The sequence below is a fragment of the Paenibacillus phyllosphaerae genome, from assembly GCF_014192105.1.
Classification (GTDB): domain Bacteria; phylum Bacillota; class Bacilli; order Paenibacillales; family Paenibacillaceae; genus Paenibacillus_Z; species Paenibacillus_Z phyllosphaerae.
The window spans coordinates 90389-107850 of sequence record NZ_JACHXK010000004.1 but is presented as its reverse complement, the minus strand read 5'-3'; the positions used below and the strand labels follow the sequence as shown (position 1 = coordinate 107850).

Sequence of the window (17462 nt, the reverse complement as noted above, 5' to 3'; positions counted from 1 at the left end):
CCGTGAACTCCAATATCGCTAAGCTCGGCAGGAAGTCCCGCACGCAAGAAAAAGCCCGAAGCCGCGGGCTCTGGCCGGATATAAGGCGCGACCGATACCTCTATTTGCTGGCTTTGCCGGGTATCCTGTACTTCCTTGTGTTCAAGTATGTGCCGATGTGGGGAGTGGTGATCGCCTTCCAGGATTATTCCCCCTATCTAGGCATCCTTCACAGCAAATGGGTGGGCTTCGAGCACTTTATCCGCTTTTTTTCGAATCCCGACTTTATCATTTTGTTCCGTAACACGATGATGATTAGCTTCTTGAATTTACTCTTCTTCTTTCCGTTGCCGATCCTACTATCCTTGCTGCTCAACGAAGTGACTCATCATGCCTTCAAGCGGACGATTCAATCGATTGTTTATCTGCCCCACTTCCTGTCCTGGGTCATCATTGTGGGCATCTCGTTCCTGCTCCTATCGCAGTCGTCCGGCATCATCAACATGATGCTGCAGTGGGCGGGCTTTGCCAGCTACGATTTTCTGACCAACAAGGACACCTTCTGGGCGCTGCTGACCATCCAGAACATCTGGAAGGAGACGGGATGGGGAACGATCATCATTCTGGCGGCCATTACATCAGTCGATACGCAGCTGTACGAGGCGGCCAAGATCGACGGCGCGAGCCGGCTTCGTCAAACCTGGCATATTACGCTTCCGGCGATCCGCAATGTCATCATCGTGCTCCTGATCTTGCGCCTGGGGCACATCATGGATGTCGGCTTCGAGCAAATTTTCCTCATGATGAACGGGGCCGTGACCGATGTAGCGGACGTGTTCGAAACGTATGTCTACCGTAACGGCATCCAGAACGGGCAATTCGGCTACAGTACGGCGGTCGGCCTGTTCAAATCCATCGTCGGGCTGATTCTGGTCATCATCGCCAATAAGCTGGCCAAGAAGTTCGGCGAGGAAGGGGTCTATTAAAACCAGCCGTACCGGAAAGGAGGGGCTCGTATGAAACTAAGCATAGGAAGCCGTCTGTTCAATGCAGCCAACTATGCGGTGCTTTCACTGATTGGCATCGTCACGCTGTTCCCGCTTTATTATGTACTCGTCGTATCTTTCACCGATTCGCACGAGTTCGCGGAGAAAAACGGATTTATTCTCTTCCCGACGAATTGGTCGCTTGCGGCCTATGAATATCTGTTCTCCACCTCGGCTTTTATCAATGCGGCGGCTGTGAGCACCTTTCTGGCGACGGTTGGCACGGCCCTCAGCCTCATCGTCACTGCAGCCATGGCTTTCAGCTTGTCCCGCAAGCGGCTGCGCGGCAGACAGTTCATGCTCGTCGCAATCGTCATCACGCTGTTATTCAATCCCGGTATTATCCCGCCCTATCTCGTCGTCAAAGAGCTCGGCTTGATCAATAGCGTCTGGTCGCTGATCATTCCGGTGCTAACCAGCGGCTGGTACGTCATCTTAATGAAGAGCTTCTTCGACAGCATCCCGGTGGAGCTCGAGGAAGCGGCCATGATCGACGGCAGTACCGACCTGGGCACGTTTTTCCGAATTGTCCTGCCGCTATCGGCGCCGGCTCTTGCGGCATTCGGCCTGTTCTACGCCGTTGCCTATTGGAACACGTTCTTCTCGGCCGTTCTTTATATCAACGATTTTGCGAAGGTTCCGCTCCAAATCGTGCTGCGCAATATGCTCGTCGACTCCTCGACCTCCACCGGAGGTAGCGCCGCAGTCGAGATGATCTCGGAACAGCAGATCCCGACGCAAACGATTAAGATGGCTGCGGTCGTCATTTCCACGCTGCCCATTGTGTGCATTTATCCGTTTTTGCAGAAGCATTTTACGAAAGGCGTCATGCTTGGTTCCGTTAAGGGTTAAGCACCGGGCGTGTGGCGCTAGCGCGATTCAAGCATTCGTTCAAAATCGGAGGTCGTCGACGATGAAAATGTTCGAAACACGAAAAAGGAAAAGCACCATGGCTGCCATGGCACTGATCATTGCGCTCGGCTCGAGCCTAACGGCTTGCTCGGGAAATGCGAATAATGCCGGCACCGGCTCGACAGGTGAAGGCAATGCTGCCGGCGACAACGACTCGGTGAAGCAGGAGGCGCCGGTCACCATCAAGATCATGTCGGATTTCACGATCGCCCAGCCGCCTTCCGCGGATAACCCGATTGTGAAGGAATTCGAGAAGAACACCAATACGAAGCTGGATATCACGTGGGTATCCGGAGCCAACTGGACCGATTATGTCGACCGGATTAATGTGGTGCTGAGCTCAGGCGACCTGCCAGATCTGCTGAAGCTGAACGACGTCACCAACCCGCTCTTCCAGCAGATGGTCTACCAAGGCGTGTTCTGGGATTTGACGCCGTACTTGAAATCCTATCCGAACTTGATGACGTATCCGGAATCGGTCTGGAACAATACGTCGATCGACGGCAAGAACTATGTCATTCCCGTAGCGCGGCCGCTGAATGGCTTCGTGTTCACCAACATTCGCAAAGATTGGCTCGATAAGCTGGGGCTTGAGGTGCCGAAGACGATAGACGATTTCTACAACATGCTCAAAGCGTTCAAGGAACAGAAGCCCGACGGCAAAGCCGATACGTACGGCTACACGATGCGGGGACACGAGGTATTGGACGGCGTGTTCACCAATTCGAATGGTCGCTGGAAAGATATTGGCGGGGAATTAATCGACGCTAACTTTGATCCCGGCATGCGTGAAGCCATTTTGTTCAAGAAGAAGCTGTTCGACGAGGGGCTCATTCCGCCAGACTTCTCCGTCATGAAGGACAGTCAGTTCTGGGATCTCGCCACGACGGGAAGAGCAGGGGCCACCGCGGAGACGATTGAGGCACAGTTCCGCTGGACGTACGATCAATGGAAGCGCGATCCTCAGGTCGATTGGCTGCCGATGTCCACGCTTACTTATAAAGATGGTCCATACGCGCCTGAGTATAGAGGCTATATTGGCGTTCTCGCCATTCCGAAGAAAGTCTCGGAGGAGAAGATGAAGAAGATACTGTCCCTGCTGGACTTCGGGGCTTCGGAAGAAGGGGGCACCTTGTCCCTGTACGGCATCAAGGGCGTTCACTATAACGAAGAGAACGGCATGAAGGTAGCAACGGAGCAGGCCGTCGTGGACAGCGTTGGCGTCGGCGCATTCGGCAAGCTTTTCATGCGGTACGATCCGTACATGTATGCATACGCGCCAGGCATGACGAAGGAAATTTTCGACCGCAACAAACAGGTAATCGACGAGCGCGCCAAGGTCGCGAAACCGGATGTTGCCATCGGACTCGTATCGGAGACGGACATTAAGCTCGGCGCCGACTACACGAAGAAGATGGCCGATATGAAAACGCAGGTCATCATGGGCAAAGCCAAGATTGAAGATTGGGATAAGTTGATTCAAGATATCCAGAATGATGCCAATTACAAGAAGATCACGGAAGAAATCAACCGGGCGTACAAGGAACGGCTAGCTCTGACCCAATAATGCCTATTGAAGTTCAATAGAAAAATAAGTTTAAAAAAGGAGAGAGACTATGGCTACAATTACAAGTTTGAGCAAGCAAGAGGAGCACCGTCTGTTGGATATGGGGTGGGGAAAAATCCAGTGGCTGTGCGGCAAGGAGATCGATCCCGAAGCGGAAATGACGTTCGGAATGGTCTACATTGAAGCGGGCAAAGAGAATAATCGGCATATTCACCCCAATTGCGAAGAGGTTATTTTCATCCTCTCCGGCGAGTGCGATCATACGCTGGGGGAGGAAACGTTCCATCTCGAGCCCGGGATGATGCTGCGGATTCCCCGCGGCGTACCGCATAATGCCAAGGTGACGAGCTGGGAGCCTTGCAGAATGATCATTGCCTATTCTTCCGCAGACCGCCAAACGGTCGGCGAATAAGGAGAGGGACCATGGCCATATCGCGAGAAGCAGCAATACAGCGCTTAAGAAGTCAGGTCGCGCAAGGGACGACGCTGGTCGGAGCCGGGGCGGGTACGGGATTATCGGCGAAGTGCGCCGAAGCGGGCGGAGCAGACCTCATCATTATTTATAATTCCGGCCGTTACCGTATGGCGGGACGGGGTTCGCTCGCAGGGTTAATGCCTTACGGGGATGCCAACAAGATCGTGGTGGAGATGGCGTCCGAAGTACTCCCTATTGTGAAAGACACGCCGGTGCTGGCCGGCGTATGCGGCACGGATCCGTTCCGCGTCATGGAGGTGTACCTGAAGCAGCTGCAAGAGATGGGATTCACCGGCGTACAGAACTTCCCGACGGTCGGCCTATGCGACGGAGTCTTCCGGCAAAATCTCGAGGAGACGGGTATGGGATACGATCTCGAGGTGGAGATGATCAGGCAAGCGCATAAGCTAGGTCTTCTAACAACGCCATACGTGTTCAATGAAGACGAGGCGAGGAAGATGACCGAAGCCGGCGCGGATGTCTTGGTCGCCCACGTCGGACTTACGACGAAGGGCTCGATCGGGGCGTCAACGGCGCTGACGCTGGATGAAGCCGTCGATGTGGTGCAACGGATCTGCGATGCGGGGAAATCGGTTAATCCCGACGTGCTGGTCATCTGTCACGGAGGGCCGATCTCCGAGCCCGAGGACGCCGCTTATGTACTTAGCCGTACGACAGGAGTCGCTGGTTTCTTCGGGGCTTCCAGCGTGGAGCGTCTGCCGACGGAGATCGCCATCACCTCGCAGGTCCAACGATTCAAAAGCATCGGCTCTTAACGTAAACGATGGGTGAGTTAACGGTTCTGCAGCTCATCATCGTGATCATCGCCGGGTTCGGATGCGGCTTCGCCAAGACCGGAATCGCGACGCTCGGCGTGTTCAACGCCGTGCTCATGATGCAAGTGTTCCCCGCCAAAGCGTCGGTCGGCTTGCTATTGCCCATGCTGATTGCAGCCGATATCGCGGCTGTGATCGTCTATCGCAGGCATGTCGTCTGGAAGCATCTTTTCGCGCTGCTTCCTTGGGTACTTGTCGGTCTTGCAGGCGGTTATCTGTTATTATCGGTCATCGACGATACCAGGCTCCGACCTTTGCTCGGCTGCATGCTGCTTGTGCTGATCGGCGTGCAGCTGCTGAAGGATTATGCCGGGAGCGCGATGAAGCTGTTGATTCCCGAGTCAGCCTGGTTTACGACGATTATGGGGTCCCTGGCCGGGTTTGCGACCATGGTGGGGAACGTATCCGGCGTCGTGATGTCGATGTATTTGCTGGGGAAGAAACTGCCGAAAGAAGTATTCGTCGGAACAGGCGCATGGTTCTATCTCACCGTCAACCTGATCAAGCTGCCGCTTTTCATCCATTTAGACATGATTACAGCTGACTCCGTACAGATCAATCTGTGGCTGATTCCGGCTATTGCCGCCGGCATATGCGCAGGGATTTACGTCATTCCGCGGATCAAACAGTCTCAGTTCCAGTTCATCGTGCTGCTGCTTGGGATGTGCGGCGCGATTATGCTCACGGTTCAATAATACGGCCGATTTCCATCCAGCCTGCCTTGCCGGGCTGGATTTTTTTATTGCCTCAAACACTGATTTTTGAATAACATCTCTGATTTTTACGGTTACATCACCGGCCGCTTCCATTAAACTGTCATTGTCTCCTGCGAGAGCGCTTTCTTCTGAAGAGATCGCATGTGCTTGATGTCCAATGTTCTTGAGGGATGGAAGAAGCAGCATACAAACTGAAGGAGGTATGGGATTTGCGGGTCGACAAATGGCGGAAGAAATTGATGCCGGCGCTGGTCAGCGGGACGATGATCTTCTCGCTGCTGCCTGGGTACTCGGGCGTGCAAGCAGAGGAAGCGGCGGTGCAGCCGCTGAAATTTGATTTTGGCACGGCGGGCAGTCCAGTCCAGGAAGGGTATACGGGCGTTAATCACGCAACCGTCTATTCGCCGGAACTCGGATATGGGCTTAGCAAAAGCATCGCTTCCCGTGATCGGGGAGCCGGGGTAAGCGATATGCTTCGGGATTTCGTGCTGGATACGTCTTCGGCGAAGAGCTATACGTTCCGTGTGGACGTGCCGAATGGCAGCTACGGCGTTCGCGTCTATGCCGGCGACAGTATTGCCTCGAACAAGACGGCGGTAACCGCGGAGGACATCACCCTTGGTCAACTGACGACGTCAAGCGGTCAGTTCGGCGAGCTTACCGGCACGGTGGAAGTGAGCGACGGCAATCTCGTATTCGCGATCAGCGGCAACGATACCAGGCTGAACGGCATCGAGATTACGCCGATCGGCCAGTCAGGCGAAATTGCCGTCTCGGGAATAGCCGTAACGGGCGAAGGTGGGGCTGACAGCTTAACGACCGGCGGCAAACTTCAAATGCAGGCAGATGTATCGCCCGGTAATGCCACCGTTCCTTGGGTAACATGGGATGTTGTTAATCCAGATGGCAGCGCAACCGTATTAGCCTCGATCGATAGCAAAGGCGTGCTTACCGGTATACATCCTGGTACGGTAAAGATCGTGGCGGCGGCCAGCGACTCATCCGGCGTGAAGGGCGAGAAGCTCATTACGATTGCTCCATCCAATACCGCGCCGCTGAAGTTCGACTTCGGCACGACGGGCAGTCCGGTGGCCGACGGTTACGTTCGGGTCGCAGACAATACGCTCTATACGGAGAAGCTGGGATACGGTCTTAACCAAGCGGTCAATTCGCGCAACCGGAGCGGCTCCAGCGATGCGCTGCTGAGCGATTTTGTACTGCTGCAAGGAACGGCGGATTACACGTTCGAGAATGATCTGCCGAACGGTACTTATGACGTCAAAGTAACGGCTGGCGACTATGATGCTTCCAATGAGACATCCGTAACGGTGGAAGGGGTCAACTTGGGCAGGGTGTCAACGAGCAGCAGGCAGTTCGGCGATCTGTCCGGTACGGTTGAAGTGACTGACCGCAAAATGACCTTCACCTTCGGCGGACATGACCGGCGCGTGAATGCGGTCGAGATTACGCCTAAGTCGGTGAACGATACCGGCGTTAGCGTAAAGACCCTTACCGTGAGCGGTGCTGGCGGAGCCGATAAGGTCGCCGAGAACAGCCAGCTTCAGATGCTGGCGGAGGTGCTGCCGGTATTCGCCAACAACCGTTCCGTCAGCTGGGTGGTTAAGACCCCGGATGGAGGGGATACGACGTTGGCGACGATTAACGCCAATGGGATGCTGAAGGCATTGCACTGGGGCAACGTTAAGGTTGTAGCGGCCGCCTCGGACGGCAGCGGCGTAATCGGAGAGAAGCTGATCACGATCGAGACGAGCCGGGCGATCGCGGTGCCGGAAGGACTGAAGCTGACGGAGCGGAAGCTGTTCCCAAGCGCGTCGGTGGAGCTTGCTTGGAATGACGCTCAGGATGCGATCGGGTACAACATCTACCGGACACAGGCGGGCGTCGAAGAAGCGGTCAAAATCGGCAGCGCGCAATCGACCTCTTTTACCGATACGACGGCATTGCCGGGATTGACCTATTCGTATGCCGTAACGACCATCATCGAAGGCGTCGGCGGCGTTGAATCGGCGAAGAGCGAACCGCTGACGGTGCAGATGTTCGATGAAGGCGAAGATAAGCCGGCGAAGCCGGACGGACTTGAAGTGACCGGTACTTCCCGTTATTCCATCAGCCTGGCTTGGAATGGGGCTGAAGGGGCAAAGGGTTATTATATGTATCGCTCTAAGTCCGAAGCGGGGCCGTTCGCTTTCGTCGGTGCTGCGGCCGCGGGCAGTACGTCCTACACGGACAATGATGTGCTCACCGACGTGCCGTATTACTATCAGGTAGAGGCGGTCAATGAGGGTGGCTTGTCGGAGCGCTCGGATGTGTTGACCGTGCCGATTGCGACCATCTACGAACGGCAGATGGAATATTTGAACCGCGGCCTTGTTGCCGTTCCGATCGAAGAAGGCGTCTATGTCGGTTGGCGGATGCTCGGCACGGACGCGGAAGACGTCTCGTTCAACCTCTATCGGGATGGTCGGAAGCTGAACGATTCGCCGATCGTGGGCAGCACGAACTATCTTGATGCAGACGGAACGGCAGACGCGCAATATACGGTCCGGGCGATCGTAGGTGGCAAGGAGCAATCCGGCGAGAGCGCGCGCGTATGGAGCGACAGCCATCTCAATATTCCGCTCCAGAAACCGGCCGATGGCGTGACGCCGAGCGGCGGAGCGTACACGTACCGGGCGAATGATGCGAGCGCAGCCGATCTGGACGGCGACGGGGAGCTCGAGCTTGTCCTGAAGTGGGATCCGTCGAACTCGAAGGATAACTCCAACACGGGTTATACGGGCAATGTCTACATCGACGCGTATGAGCTTGACGGGACGCAGCTGTGGCGGATCGATATGGGCAAGAATATCCGCGCCGGCGCGCACTATACGCAGTTCATGGTGTACGACCTCGACGGCGACGGCCGGGCGGAAGTGGCGATGCGGACGGCAGACGGCACGGTGGACGGGGAAGGGAACGTCATCGGCGACGCGGATGTCGACCACCGCGATACGGCAGGCCGGATTTACAAAGGGCCGGAGTACCTGGTTATCTTCGACGGCATGACCGGAAAGCTGCTGGCCAAGACCGACTATGAGCCGGCAAGGGGCAGATCGGCTGACTGGGGCGACGACAGCGGCAACCGGTCGGAACGCCATCTGGCCGCTGTCGCCTATCTGGATGCAGAGCGCCCAAGCCTAATTATGGGTCGCGGTTATTATACGCGCACCGCCGTCGCTGCTTATAATTGGCGAGACGGTGAACTGACGAAGTTATGGAAATTCGATACGAACGACGGCAATTCGGAGTATCGCGGCCAAGGTAATCATAACTTGAGCATTGCGGACGTGGACGGCGACTCGCGCGATGAGATCGTCTACGGTTCGATGACGCTCGATCATGACGGCAGCCCGCTCTATACGACGGGGCTCGGTCATGGCGATGCGATGCATCTGGGCGATCTCGATCCGAACCGTCCGGGACTCGAAGTGTTCGGCGTTCATGAGTATACGACCTCGCCGTACGGGCTGGCGCTCAAGGATGCGGCCACCGGCGAGATTATTTGGGGCCAGCATACCGGCATCGATACGGGCCGCGGGCTGTCGGCCAATATTGATCCTCGATACCCCGGAGAGCAGATGTGGGCGATCGGCGGCGAATGGAATGCGGTGACCGGGTGGCTGTTCTCGGCTGACGGTCAGCTCATCACGAACAATATTCCGTCCACGAACTTCGCCATCTGGTGGGACGGCGATCTGGTGCGAGAACTGCTCGACCACAACTGGGACGGCACCAACGGCGTCGGTACGATTGGCAAGTGGGACTACGAGAAGGAAGAGGTCGACAACCTGCTGACGGCGGAGGGGACGTATTCGAACAACTCGACGAAGGGCAATGCCGTGCTCCAGGCCGACCTGCTCGGCGATTGGCGAGAGGAAGCCATCTGGCGGACGGAGGATAGCACCGCGCTCCGCTTGTACACGACGACCGATGTAACCGAGCACCGCATCTATACGCTGATGCATGATCCCATCTATCGGCTGGGCATCGCATGGCAGAACACGGCTTATAACCAACCGCCGCATACGAGTTTCTATCTCGGAGTCGGCATGGAGCAGCCGCCGATGCCGCGCATCCGGGTGAACGAGCCGATCCCAGCGGAAGGCGCCGTGCTGACCGGTCCGGCCAACGTGCAGACGGGCGATACGTTCTCGGTCGTATATGGACTGAACGGCATTGAAGGCCCAGTGGCCGCGCAGGATGTGACGATCCGCTATGACGAAGAGCAGCTCGATTTCGTCGGCTTCAGCGACGAAGCGTTGAAGGATGAAGTCCACGTACTCGATTACGAGGAAAGCCCGGGCGTGGTCCGCTTCCTGTTCGTCGATCTCGGTGCAGACGGGCAGCAGTCAAATAGACAGCTTGTAGCGTTGAAGTTCAAGGCGCTAGGAGAAGGGCAGACGTCTGTTGCTGTGGCACAAGCCATGACGGCAGATAGCACCGGGTCGGAGCAGACGATTGCCGGCAGTTCCTACACCGTGACGATTCAAGCAGCCGATCGGTCGGGACTTCGTGCCTTGATTGCCGAGGCGCAATCGGCCCATGAAGCTGCGGTAGAAGGGAATGCGGTCGGCCAGTATCCGTCAGGTACGAAGGCTGCGCTTCTGACGGCGATCGGAGTCGCGCAATCGGTGGCTAACGATTCCGGCGCAAGCCAGTCGCGGATTGAGCAGGCAGCGACGGATCTGGCTGCGGCGCTGCAGACATTCCGCGGCAGCGTGAACAAGCCGAAGCCGGGCGATGTGAACGAGGATGGTCAGTTCACAATCGGCGACCTGGCGCGCGTGGCAGCCGTTTATGGCGCAGCGAGCGGCGACGAAGGTTGGGAGCAGCTGAAAGAGCTAGACTTTGTCGCTGACGGGAAGATCGATATTCAAGATCTTGCCTTCGTGGCGAGCCGGATTTTGGGCTTGACGGAATAACGAGAGATTGACGTTTTCGTTCTGAACGGAGTCGGCGGAGGGCAATTGCTCTCCGCTGAATTGGCTTCATTAGCACTTTTTCACAGTCAAATGTGTTAGAATTTATAGTGACCCTTTGGATGCAGAGAAATCAATCAGACAACATAGGCCCTCGGGAGAATTCATACTAACCACTTTAGCTCCGGGGGATGATTCTATGCTTTTTTGGAAGCAGGCATGGCGTAGAAACAAAGGAAATGAACGCCGATCCCATTATCCCACCGGGATATTGGACATTAAACTTTATATGGACCATCATCCGCACGCGATAATCATCATGAGTAAGGATGGTACGATCTTGCGCGTGAATAGAATGTTCGAGTCTATATTGGGGTTCGAATCGCGGGAGGTCGTAAACCGTCCTATTTTTGATGCCCCTTTCGTTCCTGCGGGAGAGTTCAATCATTTAGCGGACCATCGGAATAAAATTATTGGCGGCGGGTCCATCATGACGGTCAACATTGTACGCATCACCAAGTCTGGCAAACCAGTAAGGTTTATTGCAACGGTGTATCCTCTACTCGAAGACAAAGGCGGAAATGAAACCTTTATCGTTGAATATAGAGATATTTCATGGCTTTCGATGGATGAGCAGCTGTTAAGCTAGTCGAGAAGGAAAGCTCCATGCCCCGAATGGGCAGCCGGCCAGATGGTCGGTTGCCTATTTGCGTAGGGAAATGAAGACAACATGGAGTTGTTCAGGTGAGCGCAGTGCCAGCTCCGAAGAGAAGCAGTAGGCATCAATCCCCCGATGATGATTACCCAAGCCAACGTTCGAGCTAGGGAATAGCTTAGTATGGAAGTCACCTACAAAGGAGAGACGCTCACTTGTCGAATAAAAAAAATCATCGGGGTATGGTTCCAGGCGGGGCGATGGGGTTTACGACCACAAACGAAGTAGGCAAATTCGTTGGATTATGGGGGATATTCACGGTTAATGGACAACGGATCGTTGCATTCGTCCAGAGCGTTGATCCTGCTAATAAATCGATGCAGATTCTATATCCGAACGGTTCGCAATCGTTCCTTGATGTCACGCAAATCAGTCAAGCGCAAGGGCCTTTCCCGGTCATGCCTAATATTGGCGGAGGCCAAGGCGGCAACTGGGGCGGAGGCCAAGGCGGTAACTGGGGCGGAGGTCAAGGCGGTAACTGGGGCGGAGGCCAAGGCGGTAACTGGGGCGGAGGCCAAGGCGGTAACTGGGGCGGAGGCCAAGGCGGTAACTGGGGCGGAGGTCAAGGCGGTAACTGGGGCGGAGGCCAAGGCGGCAACTGGGGCGGAGGCCAAGGCGGCAACTGGGGCGGAGGCCAAGGCGGCAACTGGGGCGGAGGCCAAGGCGGTAACCTGGGCAATATTTTCTTCCCGGGAAACAACCGCAGCAAAAAAAGCAAGTAATCCCTATCGCAAACCGATATGACAAAGGGCCTTCGAGGAAGGTCCTTTTTTACGTCTCACGGACACATACGCATTATGGAGTAGAACCAACGTGGAGGTGAGGCAAGATTCGAGGTATCAACTGGTCTTCTCAAGTGGTAAAATATGACATAATCGAGATCAAGCTGCAATCGCCGCCATGTTGTAAGACGCAATCGTTTATAAATTGTTTAAATGTTCTTTTGGTCCCGTTTAACTCTATCCGCTATTCTATTAATAGCCAATACCAAGAGGGGAACGAGTACCATGCTGAAGTGGCTGGTTATGTTGCTAGGATGTATGTTCATTCTTCAGGGATGTATGTTCGGCGGGCAAGAAGAAATGACAACAACGGAGGGGAAATTAGTGAACCAACAATTGCTGCAAGCTGCTGAACGTCAAGACGCAGACACGGTCATTCAATTACTGAATGAGGGCGCCGATGTGAATGTCCAAGACGCCAAGGGAAGGACAGCGGCGATGATTGCGACTTACAACAACGATGTTAACACGGTCAAAGCGCTCATAGACGCCGGTGCGGACGTCAACAAGCAAGATGATCTCAAAAATACCCCTTTCCTATACGCAGGAGCAGAAGGGTATATCGAAATTTTGAAGCTAACCATCGATGCGGGGGCAGATCCGACGATCACGAACCGTTTTGGAGGAACCGCATTAATTCCCGCTTCCGAACATGGCTATCTCGATGTCATCCAAGAACTGCTCATCAGAACGTCCATTGCTATCAATCACGTCAACAACCTGGGTTGGACGGCGCTGATGGAAGCGATCATCCTGAACGATGGCGGTCAACGGCAGCAGCAAGTCGTTCAAGTGTTAATCGAACACGGGGCAGATGTGAATATTCCCGACCATGATCGCGTTACGCCATTACAGCATGCAAGGAACAAAGGGTTCAAAGAAATCGAACGGATATTGGTCGCGGCAGGGGCCAAATAGAGGGTGTCTTATGTCGCATAAAATCTACCAAAAGGTGTATAGTAATAGACAAGCAGTAGCTGCTGGAAGTACGATGCACAAGGAGATACGCATGAAGAATAAGCAGGATGACAACGAGAAAGAGCTCGCCTTCCTCAAAGAAGTGCTCGGCATCGAGAACCCTTCGCCGGAGGATTTAAGGCAGGCGTTGAAAGATCTCGAGAAAAGCAAAGTCATTTCGAAGTACACGATTAAGAGCGACAAGGTGTAGAGCCTTGCCGCCCAATCACAAATTAGGCTATCCGGTCGATGGACTCGGGTAGCTTTTATTTGTTTAGCCTTGTATTTCGATATTCGTCTGGCTCAGCCAGCGGCGTGCTCTCCATCTTTTCAACAGAACGAGCCCGCGAAGCCATTCATCGATTACGTATGAAATCCATATCCCAAGTAGACCAAGGTCCAAAGTGATTGCTAGTAGATATGAGAGGGCCACGCTAATTCCCCACATGGAGATGATACCTAAGTATAAGGCATATTGAATATCCCCTAATGCGCGTAACGCTCCAAGGATGACTAGATTGATCGATCGCCCTGGTTCTAGCAGGATCGTCATTAACAGAAGCAAACTGCCGGTATGGATGATCGAGGCGTCGTCAGTGAATATCGTTAATAGTCGGGGCGAAAAGAGGTATAGGATGACTCCCATCCCGAGTGAAATCGCAAAGGAAATTCGCGTGCTAACGATGCAGCGTTCGTAAACCTGTTGGAATTGGTTAGCTCCTGACTGATGCCCGATCAGGATTTGAGTGCCTTGACTGATTGCCATGCTAAACAGGTAGATGAACATCATGAGATTCTCGGTATAGACTTTGGTTGTCAGCGCTTGGGTCCCCAAGAATGCTGCGATATAGGTTATGGCAAGCTGGGAGGTATGGTAGGATAATAATTCGCATGCGGAGGGTACCCCGATTTTGAGCAGTTGTCTCAAGTGGTCGAATGGAAACCGAATCAGGGTATGGAATGGGAGTGGATTCTCAACTCGTCTTAGCAAGAATGCGACGAGGAAGACTAACCCCATGGCTTTGCTGATCGTCGTTGTCATGGCTACCCCGAATACACCGAGCACAGGTATTCCGAAAGGTCCGAAGATGAACAGGTAGTTACCGATGACATCAACGATATTCATGCCGATCGTGACCAACATCACATCCTTCGCGAATCCGTGACATCGGAGTACCGCGCTAATCGTAAGAGCGACGGCGGGAAAAAATGAAAATCCTCCAACGATGACAATGTACTGCATCGCTTCTCGGAGCAGTTCCTCTGGCAGTCCCATTACCCGAAGCAGTTGATCTCCAGTCACATACATCGTTCCGCTTAAAGCGAGTCCGATAACTAGATTAGCGCCAATAGAAACTACCGCTATTTCTGACGCTCTTCGATCCTCTTTGGCGCCGAGCGCCTTGGCAACTAATACGGACGCGCCAGTAGCAATGACGCCGTAAATCAGAATGAGGATATAAATGATTCGATTGGCGACACCAACCGAGGCGACCGCATTGTCGGAATAATAGCTTAACATCAACGTGTCCGCGTTCCCCATTACCATCTGCAGCAGTAATTCGATGAATATTGGCCATGTTAATCCGAATAGGCTTAAGTTCCTTACTGATTGTTGTGTCATCGCAATGCCTCGCTTTATGGGGAGTTCGTCTCTAGACATCATGATAGGATAGAACGCACAACAAAAAAATAGACGGTTACTGATCGAACCATTCAGTTTGGCTGAACGCAAAAACAGAAGAACACCTTCCTTAGCCTGACGGAAAGTGTCCTTCGAATAAATCGGCTAGTTTGTCTTTCAGAATCGCGTGGAGAGCTGCGACAGCATCTCCTACCCGTTTTTCTTTCCTGATCAATCCAATGGTTAAGTGAAGCTCGGCATCCTCCATTTCACGAAAAACCGTATTAGGCGGCAGTGCCTGAACCAAGGAAACAGGCAACAAGGCGACCCCGATCCCTCCTTGTACGAACTTGATAATGGTATCGCTATCGCCAAGCTCTACCTTGGGTTTCAAATGAAAGCCCAGTTCTGCGAAACGCTGCTCCAGTGCTGCGCGATAGGCATTCAAAGGTTCGGAAAGGATGAACGCGCAGTTCTCCAACGCGGAAAGCGTAAGCGGTTGAGCTTGAGCAAGCCAGTGGGTGTCAGGGATGAGCAAGCCAACTTTCTCGACAAACAAACTTTCCTTGCGCAAACCCGTGGTTTCGTTGGGGAGAACCGGGCCGATTCCGATATCCAACTCGTCATGCAATACGCGATCACATAAGGTATTGGTCCCTATGTATTCCATCGATATCGTCACGTGGGGATGATCTCTCAAGAATGGGATGAGAATCGAAGGGAGATGTGTCTTGCCAACGGATGCAATGGAGCCGATCCGAATATGTCCTTGAATGCGCTGAGATAGATCCGCATGCGTATGTTCTTTCAGCATCAGGAACTGATCCAGCAGTGTACGAGCATGGTCCCAGAATACCCGGCCTTCGTGAGTCAGTACCATTCTTCGACCGTTTTTCTCGAAGAGGGAAATCCCTAAATGCTCTTCCAGTTGTTGAATATGTAGAGAGATCGTGGAAGGGGCGTAACCGAGGGTCTCTGCTGCTTTTAAGAAGCTGCCTTGCTGCAGGATGGATTGGATGGTTAATAACTGCTTAATCTCTATAATGATCCCTCCAGGGCGACCGCTCTCTAACTAGAGAGACGATCGCTGAAGATCTTTCGTTACACTTCAATATTCGCCGCAATGCTGTCTTCACGGCCGTATTCGCGGATGAGCGCCGCTACCGCCTGGTGGTTCGGGTTCGGGCCGTATGCTTCAAGCGCCGCCTGATCTTCGAAGCGGACGCGCAGCACCAGTTGATAGCCTTTGTTGTTGTCCGAGAAATTAATGCCTGCATTCACTTCAATGACACCGGTGAGATGCTCCTTCAGTGCCTTGAAGCGCTCCACGATTTCTTGAAGTTGCTCTTGCGTGGTTTGTTCCCCGAATTTGACGAGAATCGTGCGATCGATCATTCGAAATTCCCCGCTTTCCTAATTGTCCATATCATCTAGCACTATAGCATGAAACGATAATAAGCTGAACTATTTCTTCTTCCTTGTCTTCTCTTGATTCGACCAGAAATCCGGAGGCTCGTAATTAATGAGCGAGTAATCAAGCTCATCCCCGTTTGGCGTTGCGAGTTGAATAAGCAATAATTGATTGCGATCAGAAGGACGGAGATCGCCTGTTTTGATGGTGATGACTTCAGCGCCGTATCGTTTGGGATTGCCGACCAGTACAATTTGATTTCCTCGCGTATAAACAGCCGTAATTGCCGTTTGAAAAACGACAAGATACAGATCCAGGTCGGTACTATTTTGAAACATCGGAAAATCGATGCCGACATTTTGTTTGAAATTCAACTCATTCGAAATGCCGATGTCATATGTAGTGAATAGGCGATGGAGCGCGTATTGTATTCTTGCAGGCATATAACTCCACCTGCCTCCCCAGTATGTGCTGTGCCAATTCTCTTGATAGACAGGGCGTTTATAGTTTGGGTCGCTATAGATTGATTTGAATTGTATTGGAGATCCGCTTGTAATGACAGAAGGAATAGGTACCGTCCCAGATGGGTAACCGTTCTCCGCTTCCAGTTCTTCGGGAGATTTAATGATTGTCGTCGGTTCAGGCGGTTCGAGCCGGTTTAATCGTTTCTCTAATTCTTGTACACGTTGGTCTACCTCTTCACTCTTAGAATCAGGAAGCTCATGCGCAGAGGAAGTTGTGAACGAGATCAAGCAACATATCGCGGTCATTATACAAATTGCATAGCCCTTGTATAGTTTGGACAATCTCAACACCTCATGGTTAGTTTGTTACGCTGGGGGCATGATTATGTAAGATATTTCCTTTCAGGATTTCAATAGAAGATGAAAGTCAGTGATATGGAGTGGTGAAGCGTGTGAAAAAAATCGTTTGGCTAGGTGCGATAATAATTTTTGAGCTGCTCGCTGCCAGTGATTCACAGGTACAAGCAACGAGTGCTCCCTCCATATCGCGATCAGATGTTCCCCACATTTTCATCGACGAGAGCAAATATAGCGGGGATAGCCTAGAAATCGTCAAGCTAATCAATATGCGTACCCGATATATAAATAAAGAGAATCTGTCGGCATATATGAACTTGCTGCATCCCCAAAGTCCGCTTTATCATTCCTACGATACCAAACCTAAAGAACTCCCTTACTATAAGATTAGTAAGGTTGAACTCATTAGCAGCATCAAGATTGCTGAGCAGAGGAGGCTTTTCGAAGCCATGGTGTTAGTAGAAGAGCATAGCATCATCGACACAGAAGTTAGCGATTCTATTCGCTGTGGAAGGAGAAGAATCCCGAGGATAAATGGCTTATTGTCGACATTGACTAAGGCCGCAACGAGGGCAACAACTACAACAACTTAACCGCCTCTACCCAAGGCGGTTTTTCATTTGCCTTCAAACGGCTTCCGTT

Annotated in this window: 16 protein-coding genes and 1 pseudogene; 12 read left to right on the top strand and 5 right to left on the bottom strand. The window is 53.0% G+C overall.

From position 1 onward, the window contains the following. The first annotated feature begins 2 nt into the window (after nucleotides 1–2). The 11 genes from FHS18_RS10715 to FHS18_RS10665 all read left to right on the top strand — a co-directional run bounded on the left by FHS18_RS10715 (nucleotide 3) and on the right by FHS18_RS10665 (nucleotide 13175). Nucleotides 3–965, top strand: coding sequence for an ABC transporter permease (locus FHS18_RS10715; RefSeq protein ID WP_343060493.1), 963 nt, complete (start codon nucleotides 3–5; stop codon nucleotides 963–965). Between the two features lie 30 nt (nucleotides 966–995). Further along, nucleotides 996–1877 (top strand): carbohydrate ABC transporter permease, encoded by an 882-nt coding sequence (locus tag FHS18_RS10710; protein WP_183599871.1) that lies wholly within the window; start codon nucleotides 996–998, stop codon nucleotides 1875–1877. A gap of 97 nt (nucleotides 1878–1974) precedes the next feature. Then, on the top strand, nucleotides 1975–3504 hold the full coding sequence (locus tag FHS18_RS10705) for a type 2 periplasmic-binding domain-containing protein (protein ID WP_183599869.1): 1530 nt from the start codon (nucleotides 1975–1977) through the stop codon (nucleotides 3502–3504). A gap of 49 nt (nucleotides 3505–3553) precedes the next feature. Beyond that, a complete protein-coding gene (locus tag FHS18_RS10700) occupies nucleotides 3554–3916 on the top strand; it encodes a cupin domain-containing protein (protein WP_183599867.1) in 363 nt (120 codons plus the stop codon). A gap of 11 nt (nucleotides 3917–3927) precedes the next feature. Continuing rightward, nucleotides 3928–4755 carry a phosphoenolpyruvate hydrolase family protein gene (locus tag FHS18_RS10695; RefSeq protein ID WP_183599865.1) on the top strand — a complete coding sequence of 276 codons (828 nt, stop codon included), beginning with the start codon at nucleotides 3928–3930 and terminating at the stop codon, nucleotides 4753–4755. A gap of 8 nt (nucleotides 4756–4763) precedes the next feature. Beyond that, complete coding sequence (locus FHS18_RS10690; protein WP_183599863.1) at nucleotides 4764–5510, top strand: sulfite exporter TauE/SafE family protein; 747 nt, start codon at nucleotides 4764–4766, stop codon at nucleotides 5508–5510. A gap of 230 nt (nucleotides 5511–5740) precedes the next feature. Beyond that, nucleotides 5741–10513, top strand: a complete 4773-nt coding sequence (locus FHS18_RS34895; protein ID WP_183599861.1) for a rhamnogalacturonan lyase family protein — start codon at nucleotides 5741–5743, stop codon at nucleotides 10511–10513. A 196-nt stretch (nucleotides 10514–10709) separates the two neighbouring features. Further along, the gene (locus FHS18_RS10680) at nucleotides 10710–11159 is read left to right on the top strand and encodes a PAS domain-containing protein (RefSeq protein WP_183599859.1); all 450 of its coding nucleotides are present in this window, start codon (nucleotides 10710–10712) and stop codon (nucleotides 11157–11159) included. Between the two features lie 221 nt (nucleotides 11160–11380). Beyond that, the gene (locus FHS18_RS10675) at nucleotides 11381–11947 is read left to right on the top strand and encodes a hypothetical protein (protein WP_183599857.1); all 567 of its coding nucleotides are present in this window, start codon (nucleotides 11381–11383) and stop codon (nucleotides 11945–11947) included. Nucleotides 11948–12232: 285 nt separating this feature from the next. Further along, entirely contained in the window at nucleotides 12233–12925 is a 693-nt protein-coding gene (locus FHS18_RS10670; RefSeq protein WP_183599855.1) for an ankyrin repeat domain-containing protein, read from the top strand. Nucleotides 12926–13016: 91 nt separating this feature from the next. Continuing rightward, the gene (locus FHS18_RS10665) at nucleotides 13017–13175 is read left to right on the top strand and encodes a hypothetical protein (RefSeq protein ID WP_183599853.1); all 159 of its coding nucleotides are present in this window, start codon (nucleotides 13017–13019) and stop codon (nucleotides 13173–13175) included. A gap of 63 nt (nucleotides 13176–13238) precedes the next feature. Here the strand turns inward: FHS18_RS10665 and FHS18_RS10660 are convergent, their stop codons facing one another. From FHS18_RS10660 to FHS18_RS10640, 5 genes and pseudogenes are all read right to left on the bottom strand, one after another. Next, complete coding sequence (locus FHS18_RS10660; RefSeq protein ID WP_183599851.1) at nucleotides 13239–14588, bottom strand: MATE family efflux transporter; 1350 nt, start codon at nucleotides 14586–14588, stop codon at nucleotides 13239–13241. Between the two features lie 130 nt (nucleotides 14589–14718). Next, nucleotides 14719–15402, bottom strand: coding sequence for a LysR family transcriptional regulator substrate-binding protein (locus tag FHS18_RS10655; protein WP_183599849.1), 684 nt, complete (start codon nucleotides 15400–15402; stop codon nucleotides 14719–14721). Between the two features lie 54 nt (nucleotides 15403–15456). Beyond that, a pseudogene (locus tag FHS18_RS35370) lies at nucleotides 15457–15624 on the bottom strand (LysR family transcriptional regulator); the annotation flags it as partial. Between the two features lie 65 nt (nucleotides 15625–15689). Continuing rightward, a complete protein-coding gene (locus tag FHS18_RS10645; RefSeq protein WP_183599847.1) occupies nucleotides 15690–15983 on the bottom strand; it encodes a Dabb family protein in 294 nt (97 codons plus the stop codon). 69 nt (nucleotides 15984–16052) lie between these two features. Beyond that, the gene (locus FHS18_RS10640; RefSeq protein ID WP_246427584.1) at nucleotides 16053–16805 is read right to left on the bottom strand and encodes a hypothetical protein; all 753 of its coding nucleotides are present in this window, start codon (nucleotides 16803–16805) and stop codon (nucleotides 16053–16055) included. A gap of 110 nt (nucleotides 16806–16915) precedes the next feature. Between FHS18_RS10640 and FHS18_RS10635 the strand changes: the two genes are divergently transcribed. After that, nucleotides 16916–17413: a hypothetical protein gene (locus FHS18_RS10635; RefSeq protein ID WP_183599845.1), complete on the top strand. Its 498-nt coding sequence runs from the start codon at nucleotides 16916–16918 to the stop codon at nucleotides 17411–17413. Nucleotides 17414–17462 lie beyond the last annotated feature (49 nt).

Coding starts and splice junctions, on each gene's coding strand:
- FHS18_RS10695 (WP_183599865.1), top strand. CDS start 3,928: ATGGCCATATCGCGAGAAGCAGCAATACAGCGCTTAAGAAGTCAGGTC.
- FHS18_RS10700 (WP_183599867.1), top strand. CDS start 3,554: ATGGCTACAATTACAAGTTTGAGCAAGCAAGAGGAGCACCGTCTGTTG.
- FHS18_RS10680 (WP_183599859.1), top strand. CDS start 10,710: ATGCTTTTTTGGAAGCAGGCATGGCGTAGAAACAAAGGAAATGAACGC.
- FHS18_RS10690 (WP_183599863.1), top strand. CDS start 4,764: ATGGGTGAGTTAACGGTTCTGCAGCTCATCATCGTGATCATCGCCGGG.
- FHS18_RS10710 (WP_183599871.1), top strand. CDS start 996: ATGAAACTAAGCATAGGAAGCCGTCTGTTCAATGCAGCCAACTATGCG.
- FHS18_RS10665 (WP_183599853.1), top strand. CDS start 13,017: ATGAAGAATAAGCAGGATGACAACGAGAAAGAGCTCGCCTTCCTCAAA.
- FHS18_RS10660 (WP_183599851.1), bottom strand. CDS start 14,588: ATGACACAACAATCAGTAAGGAACTTAAGCCTATTCGGATTAACATGG.
- FHS18_RS10705 (WP_183599869.1), top strand. CDS start 1,975: ATGGCTGCCATGGCACTGATCATTGCGCTCGGCTCGAGCCTAACGGCT.
- FHS18_RS10645 (WP_183599847.1), bottom strand. CDS start 15,983: ATGATCGATCGCACGATTCTCGTCAAATTCGGGGAACAAACCACGCAA.
- FHS18_RS10670 (WP_183599855.1), top strand. CDS start 12,233: ATGCTGAAGTGGCTGGTTATGTTGCTAGGATGTATGTTCATTCTTCAG.
- FHS18_RS10655 (WP_183599849.1), bottom strand. CDS start 15,402: ATGCTGAAAGAACATACGCATGCGGATCTATCTCAGCGCATTCAAGGA.